16 protein-coding genes are annotated in these 14,183 nt (G+C 72.6%); 8 read left to right on the forward strand and 8 right to left on the reverse strand.

The window, feature by feature from the left end:
• Window positions 1-57: 57 nt before the first annotated feature.
• A complete protein-coding gene (locus ACGF5G_RS01285) occupies window positions 58-582 on the forward strand; it encodes an SAM-dependent methyltransferase (protein ID WP_393257771.1) in 525 nt (174 codons plus the stop codon).
• 4 nt (window positions 583-586) lie between these two features.
• Here ACGF5G_RS01285 and ACGF5G_RS01290 read toward each other — a convergent pair whose 3' ends face one another.
• The 6 genes from ACGF5G_RS01290 to ACGF5G_RS01315 form a co-directional block, all read right to left on the reverse strand.
• The gene (locus ACGF5G_RS01290; protein ID WP_393257773.1) at window positions 587-1,258 is read right to left on the reverse strand and encodes an HAD family hydrolase; all 672 of its coding nucleotides are present in this window, start codon (window positions 1,256-1,258) and stop codon (window positions 587-589) included.
• Window positions 1,259-1,371: 113 nt separating this feature from the next.
• Complete coding sequence (locus ACGF5G_RS01295; RefSeq protein WP_393259178.1) at window positions 1,372-2,196, reverse strand: hypothetical protein; 825 nt, start codon at window positions 2,194-2,196, stop codon at window positions 1,372-1,374.
• A gap of 196 nt (window positions 2,197-2,392) precedes the next feature.
• Window positions 2,393-3,073 (reverse strand): FKBP-type peptidyl-prolyl cis-trans isomerase, encoded by a 681-nt coding sequence (locus ACGF5G_RS01300; protein ID WP_393257775.1) that lies wholly within the window; start codon window positions 3,071-3,073, stop codon window positions 2,393-2,395.
• Between the two features lie 156 nt (window positions 3,074-3,229).
• Complete coding sequence (gene trxA / locus ACGF5G_RS01305) at window positions 3,230-3,577, reverse strand: thioredoxin (protein WP_393257777.1); 348 nt, start codon at window positions 3,575-3,577, stop codon at window positions 3,230-3,232.
• Entirely contained in the window at window positions 3,547-3,939 is a 393-nt protein-coding gene (locus ACGF5G_RS01310; RefSeq protein ID WP_350701749.1) for a MerR family transcriptional regulator, read from the reverse strand. Before ACGF5G_RS01310 ends, trxA begins: the two co-directional genes overlap by 31 nt.
• A gap of 177 nt (window positions 3,940-4,116) precedes the next feature.
• Window positions 4,117-5,133 (reverse strand): Ku protein, encoded by a 1,017-nt coding sequence (locus ACGF5G_RS01315; protein WP_393257780.1) that lies wholly within the window; start codon window positions 5,131-5,133, stop codon window positions 4,117-4,119.
• A gap of 65 nt (window positions 5,134-5,198) precedes the next feature.
• Here ACGF5G_RS01315 and ACGF5G_RS01320 point away from each other — a divergent pair, with 65 nt between their 5' ends.
• From ACGF5G_RS01320 to ACGF5G_RS01350, 7 genes are all read left to right on the forward strand, one after another.
• Window positions 5,199-5,339: a hypothetical protein gene (locus tag ACGF5G_RS01320; protein ID WP_393257782.1), complete on the forward strand. Its 141-nt coding sequence runs from the start codon at window positions 5,199-5,201 to the stop codon at window positions 5,337-5,339.
• Between the two features lie 485 nt (window positions 5,340-5,824).
• A complete protein-coding gene (locus ACGF5G_RS01325) occupies window positions 5,825-6,898 on the forward strand; it encodes a ThiF family adenylyltransferase (RefSeq protein WP_393257783.1) in 1,074 nt (357 codons plus the stop codon).
• A 30-nt stretch (window positions 6,899-6,928) separates the two neighbouring features.
• Window positions 6,929-8,224 (forward strand): PqqD family protein, encoded by a 1,296-nt coding sequence (locus ACGF5G_RS01330; RefSeq protein WP_393257784.1) that lies wholly within the window; start codon window positions 6,929-6,931, stop codon window positions 8,222-8,224.
• 105 nt (window positions 8,225-8,329) lie between these two features.
• Complete coding sequence (gene ligD / locus ACGF5G_RS01335; RefSeq protein ID WP_393257786.1) at window positions 8,330-9,271, forward strand: non-homologous end-joining DNA ligase; 942 nt, start codon at window positions 8,330-8,332, stop codon at window positions 9,269-9,271.
• Window positions 9,261-10,172, forward strand: a complete 912-nt coding sequence (gene ligD, locus ACGF5G_RS01340; protein WP_393257788.1) for a non-homologous end-joining DNA ligase — start codon at window positions 9,261-9,263, stop codon at window positions 10,170-10,172. The genes ligD (ACGF5G_RS01335) and ligD (ACGF5G_RS01340) overlap by 11 nt, the downstream gene beginning before the upstream one ends.
• Before the next feature lie 93 nt (window positions 10,173-10,265).
• Window positions 10,266-11,030 (forward strand): TIGR03089 family protein, encoded by a 765-nt coding sequence (locus ACGF5G_RS01345; protein WP_393257790.1) that lies wholly within the window; start codon window positions 10,266-10,268, stop codon window positions 11,028-11,030.
• Entirely contained in the window at window positions 11,030-11,626 is a 597-nt protein-coding gene (locus ACGF5G_RS01350) for a dihydrofolate reductase family protein (RefSeq protein ID WP_393257794.1), read from the forward strand. The genes ACGF5G_RS01345 and ACGF5G_RS01350 overlap by 1 nt, the downstream gene beginning before the upstream one ends.
• Before the next feature lie 208 nt (window positions 11,627-11,834).
• Here ACGF5G_RS01350 and ACGF5G_RS01355 read toward each other — a convergent pair whose 3' ends face one another.
• Both ACGF5G_RS01355 and ACGF5G_RS01360 read right to left on the reverse strand, forming a co-directional pair.
• Entirely contained in the window at window positions 11,835-12,080 is a 246-nt protein-coding gene (locus ACGF5G_RS01355; protein WP_393259179.1) for a hypothetical protein, read from the reverse strand.
• A gap of 370 nt (window positions 12,081-12,450) precedes the next feature.
• Window positions 12,451-14,130 (reverse strand): DNA repair helicase XPB, encoded by a 1,680-nt coding sequence (locus tag ACGF5G_RS01360; protein ID WP_393257796.1) that lies wholly within the window; start codon window positions 14,128-14,130, stop codon window positions 12,451-12,453.
• Window positions 14,131-14,183 lie beyond the last annotated feature (53 nt).

Raw genomic sequence — 14,183 nt, forward strand, 5'->3', positions numbered from 1 at the left:
CGAGGTCGGGCCCGAGTCGGGCGGGTCTGACGGGCCCGGCGTGGCTACGCTGACCGGGTGGCGACCAGGCCGGTGCCGGAGCGGCTGCGCTGGGCCGTGGACCGGCTCGACCTGCGCGCCGGCCACCGGGTGCTGGAGATCGGCTGCGGCAACGGCGTGGCCGTCGCGCTCATCTGCGCGGTGCCGGTGGTCGCCCGGGTCGTCGCGGTCGACCGGTCCGCCACCGCGCTGCGGGCCGCCGCCCAGCGCAACGCCGCGCAGGTCGCCGCCGGCCGGGCCGTCTTCCGGCACGCCGACCTGTCCACCCTGGACTCGTCCGGTGAACGCTACGACCGGATTCTCGCGGTCAACGTCAACCTGTTCTGGACCCGGCCGCCCACGGCCGAGTTCCGCCGCCTCGCCGGCCTGCTGGCCCCCGACGGCGTGCTGCACCTGGTCTACGAGCCGCCGCACCCCGCCCGGCTGGCCCCGCTCGTCGACCGGCTCACCGACCGCGTGGGCGCCGCGGGCTGGACCGTCGCGGAGATCGCCCGGGTCGACCGGCCGACGCCGCTGCTGGGCGTGGTCGCCCGCCCGGCCTGAGCCGCTACCCGAGCCGGTCCACCGTGGCGGGGGTCAGTTCGTCCACCGCGCCCAGCACCACCGCCGCGAGCCGCTCGGCGTCCGGGTCCAGCGGGTACGACCCGTGCGGCACCGCCACCACCGTCATCCCGGCGGCGGCTGCCGACCGGACGCCGTTGGACGAGTCCTCCACGGCTACGCAGCGGGCCGGGTCGACGCCCAGCCGCCCGGCGACCGCCAGGTAGACGTCCGGCGCCGGCTTGCCCCGCTCGGTCTCCTCGGTCGACAGCGTCGCGCCGAACACGTCGGACAGGCCCGTCGCGGCCAGCGCCGCCGCGATCAGCCGGGTCGGCGACGAGCTGGCCAGCCCCAGCGGCCACCGCCCGGCCAGCCGGCGCACCACCTCGTCGGCCCCGTCGATCAGCGGTACGCGCGCCGCGTACCGCCGGGTCATCTCCTCGACCACCTCGGTGGCGACCTGCTCGGCGCTCCGGTCGACGCCCAGTTCCCCGCTGAGGTACCGGGCCCACTCGCCGGTGCTCATGCCCATCAGCCGGCGCTGTGTGTCGGCCTGCCAGGTCCCGCCGTGCGCCGCCACGTACGCCCGCCGCACCTCCTCCCAGACCGGCTCGGAGTCCACGATCACGCCGTCCAGGTCGAAGATCACCGCATCCGCCACGGCCCCATCCTGCCCCATCGGGCACCGACCCGCGCCGTCCCGGACGGGTGCCGACCGGGCCGACTCGCCGGGCGGCGACCCGCGCCGTCCCCGGGCGGGCCAGGACCCCCGCCGTCCCTGGCGGGCGGCGGTCAGCTCTGCGGGGTGGGCAGGCCGATCGGGTTTCCCTCCGGGATGACGGAGTGGCCGGCGCGGGCGATCGGTTCGAGCAGCTCCCGGAGCCGGTCGGTGCGCTCCCGGCCCAGCGCCCGCCACGGCCGCGCGGCGGCGGCGTCGGTGGCGTCCTCGATCGCCTGGAACCGGGCCCGGCCCTGCGCGGTCGCCTCGCCCTCGGCGGTGAGCCAGCCCCGTTCGGTCAGCCGGGCACGGGCGGCGGCCCACTGCTCCTCGGCCCACCCCCGCCCGGTCAGGTTCAGCGGGGACATGCCGACCGCGACCCGCCAGGCGAGCGTCTCCACCGGGTCGAGGTCGGCCGCGACCAGCGCCCCGACGTGCCCGTCGCCCCGGTGCTCCCGCAGCGTCGTGGCGGCCTGCCACAGCCGGGCCAGCGGGTATTCGCCGCGCGGCAGGGCGGCATTGGCCGCGCCGAGCACCCGGCCGGCGGGCTCCACCTCGGCGGCGGCCGCCTCCAGCAGCTCGGCCGCCTCGACCAGGTGCGACTCGGGCAGCTCGTAGGTCAGCTCGGCCAGCGCCTGCACCGCGCCGGTGAGCCGGGCGCGCAGCGCCTCCTGCGGGGTGGCGAGCCGCCAGACGGCCGGCAGCGCCCGCGCCACGGTGTGCGGGGCGAAGCTGAAGAACGACCCGACCACCGGCGCGGCGTCGACGGGCCCGAGCGGCGCCGCCCGGCCGGCGAAGTAGCCGCGCCAGAAGCCGCGCAGCCCGACCGCCTCGAAGGCGGCCCGGGCCCGGGGATGGAAGTAGGTGACCGCGTGGACCGGTTCGAAGTGCGTCCACATCACCCGGGCGGTCCGCCCCGCGTCGTCCAGCGCCGTCACGTGCACCTCCGCGTCCGGTCCGGTTGTCACCCCGGCCGGCCGGACCGCCCGGGGTGACGCCGAACCTACTGCCGGTGGGTGAAGGGCCGGAAGCCCCTTGTGGGCTACTGCATCACACCGGGGCGACAACCCGGGCGAACCGGGCCGGCCACCCGGGTCACTGGGCCGCGAGCACGTCCACGACGAAGCGCAGCGGACCGGTCGGCCGCCCGCTGGAGGCGTCGTTGCCGTACGCCAGCTCGGCCGGGATGTCGAGCTGCACGCGGCTGCCGACGGTCACCCCGACCAGGCCCTGGTCCCAGCCGGGGATGACCTGGCCGACGCCGATCGCGAAGGAGGCCGGCTGGCCGCCGCTCCACGACGAGTCGAACTCCTTGCCGTCCTTGTAGAACACGCCCACGTAGTTCGTGGTGATCGTCTGGCCCTTCTGCACCGCCGGCCCGGTGCCCTTGATCAGCGGGGTCACGGTGAGCTTCTTCAGCTCGCCCTTGCCGGCGGCGACCGTCGGCTTGCTGCCCAGGGCCGGGTCCGCACCCGCCGGGAGCTGCGGGGCGGGGGGCGCGTCGGCCGCCGGGGCGGTGGCGGACGCCGACGGGGTGCCCGCTGCCTGCTCCTTCGAGTCGTCGTCGTTCTGCCCGATCGTCACGAAGACGGTGATCAGCACCGCGACCACGGCGACGCCGGCGAGCCCGCCGGCCCAGGCCTGCCGGCGACGCTTCGCCTCGGCCGCCTTCTGCGCCGCCAACTGGGCGGCCAGCCGCCGCTCCGACTTCTGGGCTCGGTTCTGCGTACGCTCGCTCACGGCGTCGACTCCCTGCTGCGAAGGTGTGGCCGGCATCGGAGTGCCGGGGGGAAAGCCGACGCACACGGTACCCGCCCCGACGCCCACCGTGCCGCCTCGGCCGTCCCGCTTCCACCACGCGGGTCACCCCCGCCCCACCAGCACCGGCAGGAACGCCCGGGGCAGGGCGGCGGCCGGCCGAGGCGCGCGGGCTCAGTCGGCCAGGTGCCGGGTCAGGGACTGCCGCAGGTGGTGCTTCGGCCGCGCCCCGACGATCGAGCCGACCACCTCGCCCCGGCGGAAGACCAGGAGGGTGGGCAGGGACAGCACGCCGTACGTGCGCGTGGTGTCCGGGTTCGCGTCGGTGTCGATCGTGGCGAAGGCCATCCGCCCGGCGAACTCCCCGGCCAGCTCGGCGAGGCTGCGGGAGATCGCCCGGCACGGCGGGCACCAGTCGGCCCAGAAGTCGACCACCACCGGCCGGTCGGCGGCGAGCACCACGGCGGCGAAGGTGTCGTCGGTGACGGCGGTCAGCGAGCCGTCCGGCGCAGTCTCGAGCATGTTTCCTCCCGGTGGGCGATGGCGTGGGCGAGCTGGTCCCGCAGCTCCTGCCGGACCGCGTGCAGTCGGTCGATGCCGGCGTCCACCTCGGCCAGCTTCCGCCGCAGCACCGCGACGGAGTCCGGGCAGACGTGGCCGGAGGCGTTGCCGGCCCGGAGGCAGGCGACGAACGGGCGGATGTCGTCGAGCCCGAAGCCCACCGCGAGCAGGGCCCGGATCTCGCGTACGACGTGCAGCTCCGCCTCGTCGTAGACGCGGTAGCCGTTGGCCGAGCGGGCCGCCCGGACCAGGCCGTGCGTCTCGTAGTAGCGCAGGGCCCGGGTGCTCGTGCCGGCGCGTTCCGCCAGCTCACCGATCAGCATCCGACCTCCCTCGTCCGACGCGACCGACGCTAGACCTTGCCACCGGCGTCAAGGCAACCTCGGCTGTAAGGAAGGGCACCTTATTAACGTTTCCGGTAGAGGAAGGGCCCCCTGCTAACGAATTGGCGAGCGCGAGATCAGCTCGCGCGGGGCGGTACGGGTGCGAACCGGCGCGGGTCAGGCGGTCTTGCGGGCCGCCTTCTTCGGGGCCGCCTTCTTCGTCGCGGGCTTCTTCTCGCCCTCGGCGGCCTTCTTCGGGGCGGCCTTCTTCGCGGCCGTCTTCTTGGGCGCCGCCTTCTTCTCGGCGGCCTTCTTGGCCGGCGCCTTGGCGGCCTTCTTCTCGGCGGCCTTCTTCTGGGCGGAGCGGGCCGCCGAGATCGGGGTCGGCTCGCCGCCACCGCCGGCCGGTGCCTCGCCCCGGGCGGCCTTGGCCCGTTCCACGGACGCCTTCAGCGCCGCCATCAGGTCCACCGCCGCGGCCGGGGCCTCCTCGACCTCCTCCGGCTGGACCACCTCGCGACCCTCCACCTTCGCGTCGATGACCTCCTGGAGGGCCGCCCGGTAGTCGTCGGTGAAGGCGTCCGGCTCGAACTCGCCGGCCATCGAGTCGATCAGTGAGCTGGCCATGGCCAGCTCCGGCGGGCGGACCTTCAGGTCTTCGTCCAGGAAGCCGAAGTCGGGACTACGGATCTCGTCCGGCCAGAGCATCGTGTTGAGCAGCAGCACGCCCTCCCGGACCCGGAGCGTGGCGAGCTGCTCCCGCTGGCGCAGCGCCACCTTGACGATCGCCACCCGCTCCGAGTCGGCGAGCGCGTCGCGCAGCAGCACGTACGGCTTCGTGGCGGTGCCCTCGGGCTCCAGGAAATAGGCCTTGTTGTAGAGGATCGGGTCGACCTGCTCTGCGGGGACGAACTCCAGCACGTCGATCGCGTGCGAGGTGGAGAGCGGCAGGTCGGCGAAGTCCTCGTCGGTCAGGATCACCATCTCGCCGCCGCCGATGTCGTAGCCCTTGGCGATGTCGTCGTAGGTGACCTCCTCGCCGCAGACCTGACAGGTGCGCTTGTAGCGGATCCGGCCGCCGTCCTCCCGGTGCACCTGGTGGAAGCGGATGTCCTTCTCCTCGGTGGCCGAGTAGACCCGCACGCCGATGGAGACCAGCCCGAACGAGACCGCCCCCTTCCAGATGGCCCGCATCCCCGTGCTCCTCTCGCCGGTACTGCCCAGGATCCCAAAAGATCGAAGGCCACGCGAGGGCTTCCGTGCGCAAGTACAGTCGGGAGGTGCCCGGCGCGCTCGCCGACATCTCCGGCGACCGGCAGCAAGGTGCTCAAGTGGGTCGAGAAGCAGGGGAGCTGCTGGCGCCGCTGCTGCACGATGGTCCGGAGTTGCCGGCCCGCTGACCCGCAGCCGCCACCGCGCGCCACCGATCGCGGCGAGGACGACCACGCGAGTTCGAGGTGGCTTGCCGCGCCCGCCACCGGGCGGCCTTGGTGCCCCTGGCCGGACTGCTGGTCCTCGTGGTGGGCGTCCTGTTCGCTGTCCTAACCGGACGTGCTCCGGTCTGTCAAGGTCTTGAATTCGGGTCAGAACTGCTGCAAGGTCATCTCACTGTTCGGGAACCCGGACAGCGAGTTTCAGTACGGGGAGGATCAGACATGGAGAAGCCGGCGAAGACGGTCGCGGAGACCACGTCGAAGAAGCTGACCCTCAAGGTGCGCAAGCTCGAGAAGCTCGAGACGACCATCCTGCGTGGCGGACAGAGCGGCTGACGCACTCTCACGCGTTCCGGTCGTCGCCGAGCCGCAGTACGGCGACCGGAACGCCTCCCGCTCAGGGACCCACCCAGTGCCACCAGTTACAGGTGTTGATGCGAATGCTGCGCCCCATGATCAAGGCTGTCCACCAGCCGTACCAACTTCCGGGCGGTCGGATCGTCATAGGTCTGCTCCAGTACGGCGTGGCCACCGAGATCGAGGACGACGAACAGGGCAGCATCGCTGCCCTGTTGACGTTGATGGACGGCACGCGGGACGTGGAGACCATCTGCGCGGATCTCGCCCGGACGCATCCGGACCTGACCCCCGATAACGTCCGTGAGGTCATCCAACAACTCATCGACCAGGGATTTGTCGAGGACGCCGGCGCCCCACTGCCCGGCGGGCTGACCCCGGAGGACGCGGAGCGGTACCGGTCGCCCCGAAACTTCTACGCCTGGATCGACCTGACCCCGCGGGAGTCGCCGTACTCGGTGCAGGAACGCCTGAGCCAGGCCCGGATCGTCCTGCTCGGCCTCGGCGGCACCGGCACTGCGGTCGCGGCCGGTCTCGTGGCGAGTGGGATCGGCAACCTGCACTGTGTCGACTTCGACGTGATCGAGGGCAGCAACCTGACTCGTCAGTTGCTCTACGACGAGAAGGACATCGGCCGGCCCAAGGTGGAGGCGGCCGTCGACCGGCTGCGGGCCATGAACTTGCAGGTCGTGGTGACCGGCGAGGAGTGCCAGGTGGGCTCGGCTGACGACGTGCAGCGGCTGATGGCCGGCTGCGACGGCTTCGTGCTCTGCGCCGACCAGCCGATGCCGGAGATCCAGCACTGGGTCAACGAAGCCGCGGTGCGCACCGGCACGCCGTGGTTCATGTCGCTGTACGCGGGCCCCACGATCGTGCTGGGATCCTTCCTGCCAGGCCAGACCGGCTGCTACGCCTGTCTCACGCGGCGCGAGGAGCAACGCGAGTTCCATGCTGCGGGCAGGCCGCTGACCGACCGGCCACGGCCGAACGCGGTCGTCGCGGCGGTGGCCAACGTCGGCGGACAGCTGTGCGCGCTCGAGGTGATCTATTACCTGGCCGGCCTGCCACAGCAGACCGCGGGGCGCCTCTATCACCAGAACATCGCGCAGTGGGATCACCAGTACGTCATAGAGGCCCCCCGCGACGCCGAGTGTGCGGTCTGCGGCTGACGCCTCCGCGCAGCCAGGATCGAGGTACCGATGACCGGAACGGCGACGCGGACGCTCGGCTCCGCCAGTTCTGTCCGCTTCCACCCGTTGACCATGCGGGTGTCCGACGACGATCCGGAGACGTACGTCGTCGGTCGCGCGGAGGTGGGTGAGTTCGTCGAGCTACCGGCCGTCGGCGTCGAGGCCGTCCGGCGGCTCGATGACGGCAAGCCGCTGGGCGACGTCGAGGCGTGGCTCGCCACCGAGTTCGAGGCGGAGGTGGATCTGGCGGAGTTCGTGACCGACCTCGTTGACGCCGGCTTCGTCAGCGTGATAGACGGTCAGGCCGTCGCGGATCCGCACCAGCTCCGGCCCAGCCATCTGCCGTGGTTGACGGCCCGGCACGTCGGCTGGCTCTTCGGCACACCGGCGAAACTGGTCTACGCGGCGCTGGTCGCGGTGACCGCCTTCACCCTCGTCCGCCGTCCCGAGCTGCTGCCGACCTTCCGCGACTTCTACTGGACCGAATACAGCGGGCTGGCGGTGCTCGTCAACACGGTGCTGTTCTCGGCGGCCGCCACCCTGCACGAGCTGAGCCACCTGGCTGCGGCCCGCTCATGGGGCGCGCCGGCCCGGATCAGCTTCAGCACCCGCCTCCACCATCTCGTGATGCAGACCGATGTGACCGCGGTCTGGTCGGTGCCGCGGAAGAAGCGGTACCGGGTGTATCTCAGTGGCTTGTTCTGCGACTTGGCGGTGGTCTGCGTCGCGCTCCTCGTGATCGCCTACGCCGAGCCGCACCCGCTCGTCGGACGACTCCTCGGGGCGCTGGTCGTCACCGTCGTCATAGCCATGGTCCTGCAGGCCCACGTCTACATGCGGACCGACCTCTACTTCGTGTTGCTGGACCTGCTGCGCTGCCGCAACCTGTTCCAGGACGGGTTGGCTCACGCCCGCCACCTGGCGGCCCGGGCCGGGCACGCCGTACTGCCCAGGTGGGTGCCGCCGGCAGGAGAGGACCCGGTGCTCGCCCTGTCGGATCGGGAGCGGTGGGCGGTGCGGTGCTATGCGGTGGCCGTCGTCGTGGGCAGCACCCTGGCACTGGCCAGCTTCGTCCTGTACGGCCTGCCGATCATCTGGTACGGCGTGATGAGCGCTGGGTCGGCAGTGGTGGCGGGCCTCGGCGGCGACGATCTCCTCCGGGCCGCTGACGGCGCGATGCTCCTGCTGGTGGAGGGCACGCTGCAGGGAATCTTCCTGGTGACGCTGTATCGGCGCAGCCGCCTCAGCCGGCGGCCACGGCATCCGGCGACGGACGAGCGCGCAGCCGCCACCACGCGCCGCTGACCAGAGCCACGACGATCCGGCTGATCGCCACGTCGCCGGCAGTGCGCAGGATGCCAAAAGATCGAAGGCCACGCGAGCGCTTCCGTGCGCAAGTACAGTCATGGGGTGCCCGGCGCGCCGCTCAAGCCGATGCTCGCGATGACCGGGCAGCTCCCGGCGGGTGCCGGCTGGGCGTACGAGTTCAAGTGGGACGGCGTCCGCGCGCTCGCCGACATCTCCGGCGGCCGGCAGCACCTGTACGCCCGCTCCGGCGTCGAGATCACCGTCGCGTACCCCGAGCTGGCCACCCTCCGGAAGCAGGTGGGCGACGCGCTGCTCGACGGCGAGGTGGTGCTGCTCGGCGAGCACGGCCAGCCCTCGTTCACCGCCCTGGCGGAGCGGATGCACGTCCGCGACCGGAACAAGGCCGCCCGGCTGGCGGCGAGCATCCCGGTGACGTACATGATCTTCGACCTGCTCCGGCTCGACGGCGAGGACCTGACCGGCTGGTCGTACGCCCGCCGGCGGGAGGCCCTGGACGGCCTGGCGCTCGGCGGCGCCCGGTGGGCGGTGTCGCCGGTCTTCCCCGACGGCCTGGCCACCTACGAGGCGGCGGGCGAGCACGGCCTGGAGGGGGTGATGGCCAAGCGGGTCGACTCGGTCTACCGCCCGGGGGTGCGCTCGCCGGACTGGGTGAAGGTCAAGCTGGAGGTGACCGGCGACTTCGTGGTCGGCGGCTGGCGGCCCGGGGCGCGGAAGATCGGCGGCCTGCTGGTCGGGGTGCCGCGCCCGGACGGGCGGCTCACCTACCGGGGGCGGGTCGGCGGCGGCATCGGCGCGGCCATCGAGCGGGAACTGCTCCGTGAGCTGGAGCCGCTGCGCGCCGGCGGGTCGCCGTTCGCCGACGCCCTGCCGCGCGAGGATGCGCGGGGCGCGATCTGGGTAACACCGAGGGTCGTGGTGGAGGTGAAGTACGGCCAGCGCACCCCGGACGGGCGGTTGCGGTTCCCCCGGGTGCTCCGGCTGCGACCGGACAAGCCCGCCGAGGAGGTCGACGATGCCGGGTGAGCGGTTGAAGGTGGACGTCGAGGGGCGCTCGCTGGAGGTGTCCAACCTGGACAAGATGCTCTATCCCGACGCGGGGTTCACCAAGGGCGAGGTGATCGACTACTACACCCGCATCGCCCCGGTGCTCCTGCCGCACCTGCAAGGCCGGGCGCTGACCCGGATCCGCTTCCCCAACGGGGTCACCGGCGGCTCGTTCTTCGAGAAGAACGCCCCGGCCGCAACCCCCGGCTGGGTACGCACCGAGACGCTGCCCGCGCCCGGGTCGAGCAAGGGCCGGGAGACCATCGACTACGTGGTCGCCGACGACCTGCCCACCCTGGTCTGGCTGGCCAACCTCGCCGCGCTGGAGCTGCACACCCCACAGTGGAAGATCGGTGAGCACCCGGACATGATGGTGGTCGACCTGGATCCGGGGCCGCCGGCGGCGCTGCGCCAGTGCTGCCAGGTGGCGTTGCTGATGCGGGACCGGCTCGCCGAGGACGGCATCGACAGCTACCCGAAGACGTCCGGGAAGAAGGGCATGCAGCTCTGCTGCCCGATCGCCGGCACGCAGGACGCCGAGGACGTGTCCGCCTACGCCAAGCGGATCGCCCAGGAACTGGAACGGGCGCACCCGAAACTGGTCGTGTCGAAGATGGCGAAGAACCTGCGGCCCGGCAAGGTCTTCATCGACTGGAGCCAGAACAACGCGGCCAAGACGACCGTGTCGCCGTACTCGCTGCGGGCCCAGTCGGTGCCGTCCGTGTCCACCCCGCTGACCTGGGACGAGGTCGAGGCGGGCGCGGCCGGGAAGCGGCCGGCCACCAAGCCGTACGTGGCGGGCGAAGTGCTCAAGCGGGTGGAGAAGGACGGCGACCTGCTCGCCCCGCTGCTCGACGGTGGCCCCGAGCTGCCGGTGTGACGGATCCTCAGTGGATCCTCGCCGGCGCGTCAGTGGAATGCCGGTCCGACGCTGGTTGAGTAGGGTGGCCTGAGCCTGCCCGAGGAGTGCGTGATGATCCTGACCGATGCCCTCGTCCGGGAGTCGCCGACCGGTGACCGGCCCACCGAGATGGACCGGCCGCTGCTGACGTATCTCGACGACGCGACCGGTGAGCGGGTCGACCTGACCGCCACGGAGCTGGGCGGCTGGGCGGCGCGGGCCGCCGGGCTGTTGCGCGAGGGCTGCGGGCTGGGCGTCGGCGACCGGGCCGCGGTGCTGCTCCCGGCCCACTGGCAGACCGCCGCCGTGCTGCTGGGCGCCTGGTCGGCCGGGGTGGCGGTGTCGTTCCGCCCCCGGGCGACCGCCGGGCTGCCGCAGCTCGGGCCGGGCGACAACGAGCCGTTCGACGCGGTCTTCGTCAGCGCGAAGCGGCTGGACGACTGGCTGGAGGACGTGCCCGAGGGCCGGCACCGCTACGTCCTCGGGCTCGGGTCCACCCCGTTGGCCGAGGTGCCCCTGGGCTACCTGGACTGGCTCGCCGAGGTGGCCCGGCACACCGACGCGCTGCCCGCGTCCGCCCCGTTGACCAGCGCCGACGCGGCCAGCCCGGACGGCACGAGCTACCGCCAGTGGGGCAGCGTCGCGCGGGCCGTGGCCGAGCGGCTCGACCTGCGGGCCGGCGACCGGCTGCTGGTCGACGTCGCCGAGCACGAGCAGCCGGTGTACTGGCTGCTGGCGCCGCTGTCCGTCGGCGCGTCGGTGGTGCTCTGCGCCAACCTCGACCCGGCGACCCTGGAAGCCCGGATCGCCGCCGAGCAGATCACCCGGGTGCTCTGATGGCCGGGGTCTACACCGAGGCGAGCATGTCGCTGGACGGCTACGTCTCCGGTCCGGGCGAGAGCGGCTTCGACCTGCTCTTCCGCTGGTACGAGAACGGCGACGTCCCCGTGCCGACCGCCAAGCCGGACCTGACGTTCCGCACCTCCCCGGCGAGTGCCGGCCACGTGCGCCGCACCATGGACGAGACCGGTGCCCTGGTCGTCGGCCGGCGACTCTTCGACCTCGTCGGCGGCTGGGACGGCCGGCACCCCCTGGACAAGCCGGTCGTGGTGGTCACCCACCACGTGCCGGACGGCTGGCCCCGGCCGGACGCGCCGTTCACCTTCGTCACCGAGGGCATCGAGGCCGCCGTCGCGCAGGCCCGGGAGCTGGCCGGCGACCGCTGGGTCGGGGTCAACGGCGGCAGCATCGCTCGCCAGTGCCTCGACGCCGGGCTGCTGGACGAGATCCGGGTCAACCTCGTGCCGGTCCTGCTCGGCGGCGGGGTGCCGTTCTTCGACCAGCTCGGGCACCCGCCGGTCGAGCTGACCGGGCCGACCGTCATCGAGGGCGACCAGGTCACCCACCTCTACTACCGGGTCCGCCGGCCGTAGCCACCCGGCAGCCCCGAGCACGGGCCCGTCCGCGCCGGCTCGCCCGCCGGCCCCCAACGCCCCGCCGCCCGCCCCGCGCGTGCTCAGCGGTCGGGACCACATCGCGCCGCTGCGCCGCCCCTGCCCCCGCCGGCTTGGCAATCTTGGACAGTTGTCGTTCCCAGGGAACGGAAACTGTCCAAGATTTGGCCGGAGCTGCTCGGGTTCGTCAGGGGCGGCGGGAGCAGGGCGCGGTGTGGTTGGTCGGCAGGGCGCAACGCGGGCCGCCGGGCAGCGGGCGGTCGCAGAAGACCCAGTGGTGGCGTACGCCCTGCTGGTCCTCGGCCGAGACGGTGACGCCGCCCGGCTCGACGCGGGCGCTGAGCCGGGCCAGCACCCGGGCGGGCCTTGATGACGCGTGTGGGTTGACGGGCCGCGGTAGCGGCTCGTCAACCCCTTTCGTATGCGCGCTTATTGGAAGAGCCTGCCGGGCCTTCTGGAGCGGCCCCGCTTGCTGATCATGGAATCCCTGCGCCTACGGCGCACCATGATTGACTTTGTCTGCCTCTTCAGAGCTTGGAGGATCCTGTCCCTCATCGCATGCCTCTTCTCGCGTATGTCGGATCGGCCATCGCGAATCGCGCCGGGTCGTGGCCCAGCGTGGTGGCGGTGCGGGGCCACGGGCCCGAATCCGTCGCCGGTATCGCAGCCCGCGTACCCGGGGAGGCATCAGTCATTCGTCAGCGTCGGGCCACACCGCTGAGCCGGGGTCCAGGTCCACCACGTCGACCGGAGGGACCTGTGCTCCCCGCGAGGTCTCCCGACGGCTCGACAGGTGACGGGAGTCAGTCGATCGTCGGGAGTTTCGGGCCGAGGACGTCGTCGGCGTCGACGATCGTGTACGCGTACCCCTGCTCCGCCAGGAAGCGCTGGCGGTGGGCGGCGTACTCGGTGTCGATGGTGTCCCGGGAGACGACCGTGTAGAAGTGCGCCTGCCGGCCGTCGGCCTTGGGCCGCAGCACCCGCCCGAGCCGCTGCGCCTCCTCCTGGCGGGAGCCGAACGTGCCGGAGACCTGGATCGCCACCGCCGCCTCGGGCAGGTCGATGGAGAAGTTGCCGACCTTCGAGATGACGAGGGTGCGGATCTCCCCGGAGCGGAACGCGTCGAAGAGCCGCTCCCGTTCCTTGTTGGTGGTCGAGCCCTGCACGATCGGCGCGTCGAGGTATTCGCCGAGCTGGTGCAGCTGCTCGATGTAGCCGCCGATCACCAGCGTCTGCTCGCCCGGGTGCCGGTCGACCAGAGCCTTGACCACGGGGAGCTTCGTGCGGGCGGTCGCCGCCATCCGGTAGCGCTCCTCGGCCTCCGCCGTCGCGTACGACATGCGTTCCGCGTCGGTGAGCGTCACGCGTACCTCGGTGCACTGGGCCGGGGCGATCCAGCCCTGCGACTCGATGTCCTTCCACGGCGCGTCGTACCGCTTCGGGCCGATCAGGCTGAACACGTCGCCCTCCCGGCCGTCCTCGCGGACCAGCGTCGCCGTCAGCCCCAGCCGGCGGCGGGCCTGGAGGTCCGCGGTGAAGCGGAAGATCGGCGCGGGCAGCAGGTGCACCTCGTCGTAGACGACCAGGCCCCAGTCGCGCGCCCCGAACAGGTCCAGGTGGGTGAACGCGCCGCCGCGCCGCGAGGTGAGCACCTGGTACGTGGCGATGGTGACCGGGCGGATCTCCTTGCGCTCGCCCGAGTATTCCCCGATCTCCTCCTCCGTCAGGGAGGTGCGGGCGATCAGCTCGCGCTTCCACTGCCGCCCGGCGACCGTGTTGGTGACCAGGATCAGCGTGGTGGCCTTCGCCTCGGCCATCGCCGCCGCCCCGACCAGCGTCTTGCCCGCGCCGCAGGGGAGCACCACCACGCCCGACCCGCCGGCCCAGAACGCCTCCACGGCCTCCCGCTGGTACGACCGCAGCGTCCACGGCTTGCCGCCGTCCTTGCCGGCCTCGGCCAGCTCGATCGGGTGCGCCTCGCCGTCGACGTAGCCGGCCAGGTCCTCTGCCGGCCAGCCCAGCTTGAGCAGCGCCTGCTTGAGCCGGCCCCGCTCGGACGGGTGCACCGCGATCGTGTCGTCGTCGATCTTCGCGCCGAGCATCCCGGCGAGCTTCTTGCTCTTGGCGACCTCGATCAGCACCACCCGGTCCAGGGCCCGCAGCACCAGCCCGTGCGCCGGGTCGTTGGCGAGCTGGAGCCGGCCGTACCGGTCCATCGTCTCGGCCACGTCGACCAGCAGCGCGTGCGGCACCGGGTATCGCGAGTACTTGATCAGCGCGTCCACCACGGCCTCGGCGTCGTGCCCGGCGGCGCGCGCGTTCCACAACCCGAGCGGGGTCAGCCGGTAGGTGTGCACGTGTTCCGGGGAGCGCTCCAGCTCCGCGAAGGGCGCGATGGCCATCCGGCACGCCTGCGCGTCAGGGTGGTCGATCTCCAGCAGCAGGGTCTTGTCCGACTGCACGATCAGGGGTCCACCGCTCACGCCAGTGCCTCTCCTCCGCCTCGGGTCGCCGGCTGTCCGGGAGGTGACTGACC

Source organism: Micromonospora sp. NPDC047730 (assembly GCF_043204765.1).
In the GTDB taxonomy this organism is placed as follows: domain Bacteria; phylum Actinomycetota; class Actinomycetes; order Mycobacteriales; family Micromonosporaceae; genus Micromonospora.

Excerpts from the sequence above, each read along its gene's own strand:
- ACGF5G_RS01325 (WP_393257783.1), top strand. The coding sequence starts at position 5,825 with ATGATCAAGGCTGTCCACCAGCCGTACCAACTTCCGGGCGGTCGGATC.
- ACGF5G_RS01345 (WP_393257790.1), top strand. The coding sequence starts at position 10,266 with ATGATCCTGACCGATGCCCTCGTCCGGGAGTCGCCGACCGGTGACCGG.
- ACGF5G_RS01295 (WP_393259178.1), bottom strand. The coding sequence starts at position 2,196 with ATGTGGACGCACTTCGAACCGGTCCACGCGGTCACCTACTTCCATCCC.
- ACGF5G_RS01310 (WP_350701749.1), bottom strand. The coding sequence starts at position 3,939 with ATGCTGATCGGTGAGCTGGCGGAACGCGCCGGCACGAGCACCCGGGCC.
- ACGF5G_RS01350 (WP_393257794.1), top strand. The coding sequence starts at position 11,030 with ATGGCCGGGGTCTACACCGAGGCGAGCATGTCGCTGGACGGCTACGTC.
- ACGF5G_RS01315 (WP_393257780.1), bottom strand. The coding sequence starts at position 5,133 with ATGCGGGCCATCTGGAAGGGGGCGGTCTCGTTCGGGCTGGTCTCCATC.
- ligD (WP_393257788.1), top strand. The coding sequence starts at position 9,261 with ATGCCGGGTGAGCGGTTGAAGGTGGACGTCGAGGGGCGCTCGCTGGAG.
- trxA (WP_393257777.1), bottom strand. The coding sequence starts at position 3,577 with ATGCTCGAGACTGCGCCGGACGGCTCGCTGACCGCCGTCACCGACGAC.
- ACGF5G_RS01300 (WP_393257775.1), bottom strand. The coding sequence starts at position 3,073 with ATGCCGGCCACACCTTCGCAGCAGGGAGTCGACGCCGTGAGCGAGCGT.
- ACGF5G_RS01330 (WP_393257784.1), top strand. The coding sequence starts at position 6,929 with ATGACCGGAACGGCGACGCGGACGCTCGGCTCCGCCAGTTCTGTCCGC.
- ACGF5G_RS01290 (WP_393257773.1), bottom strand. The coding sequence starts at position 1,258 with ATGGGGCAGGATGGGGCCGTGGCGGATGCGGTGATCTTCGACCTGGAC.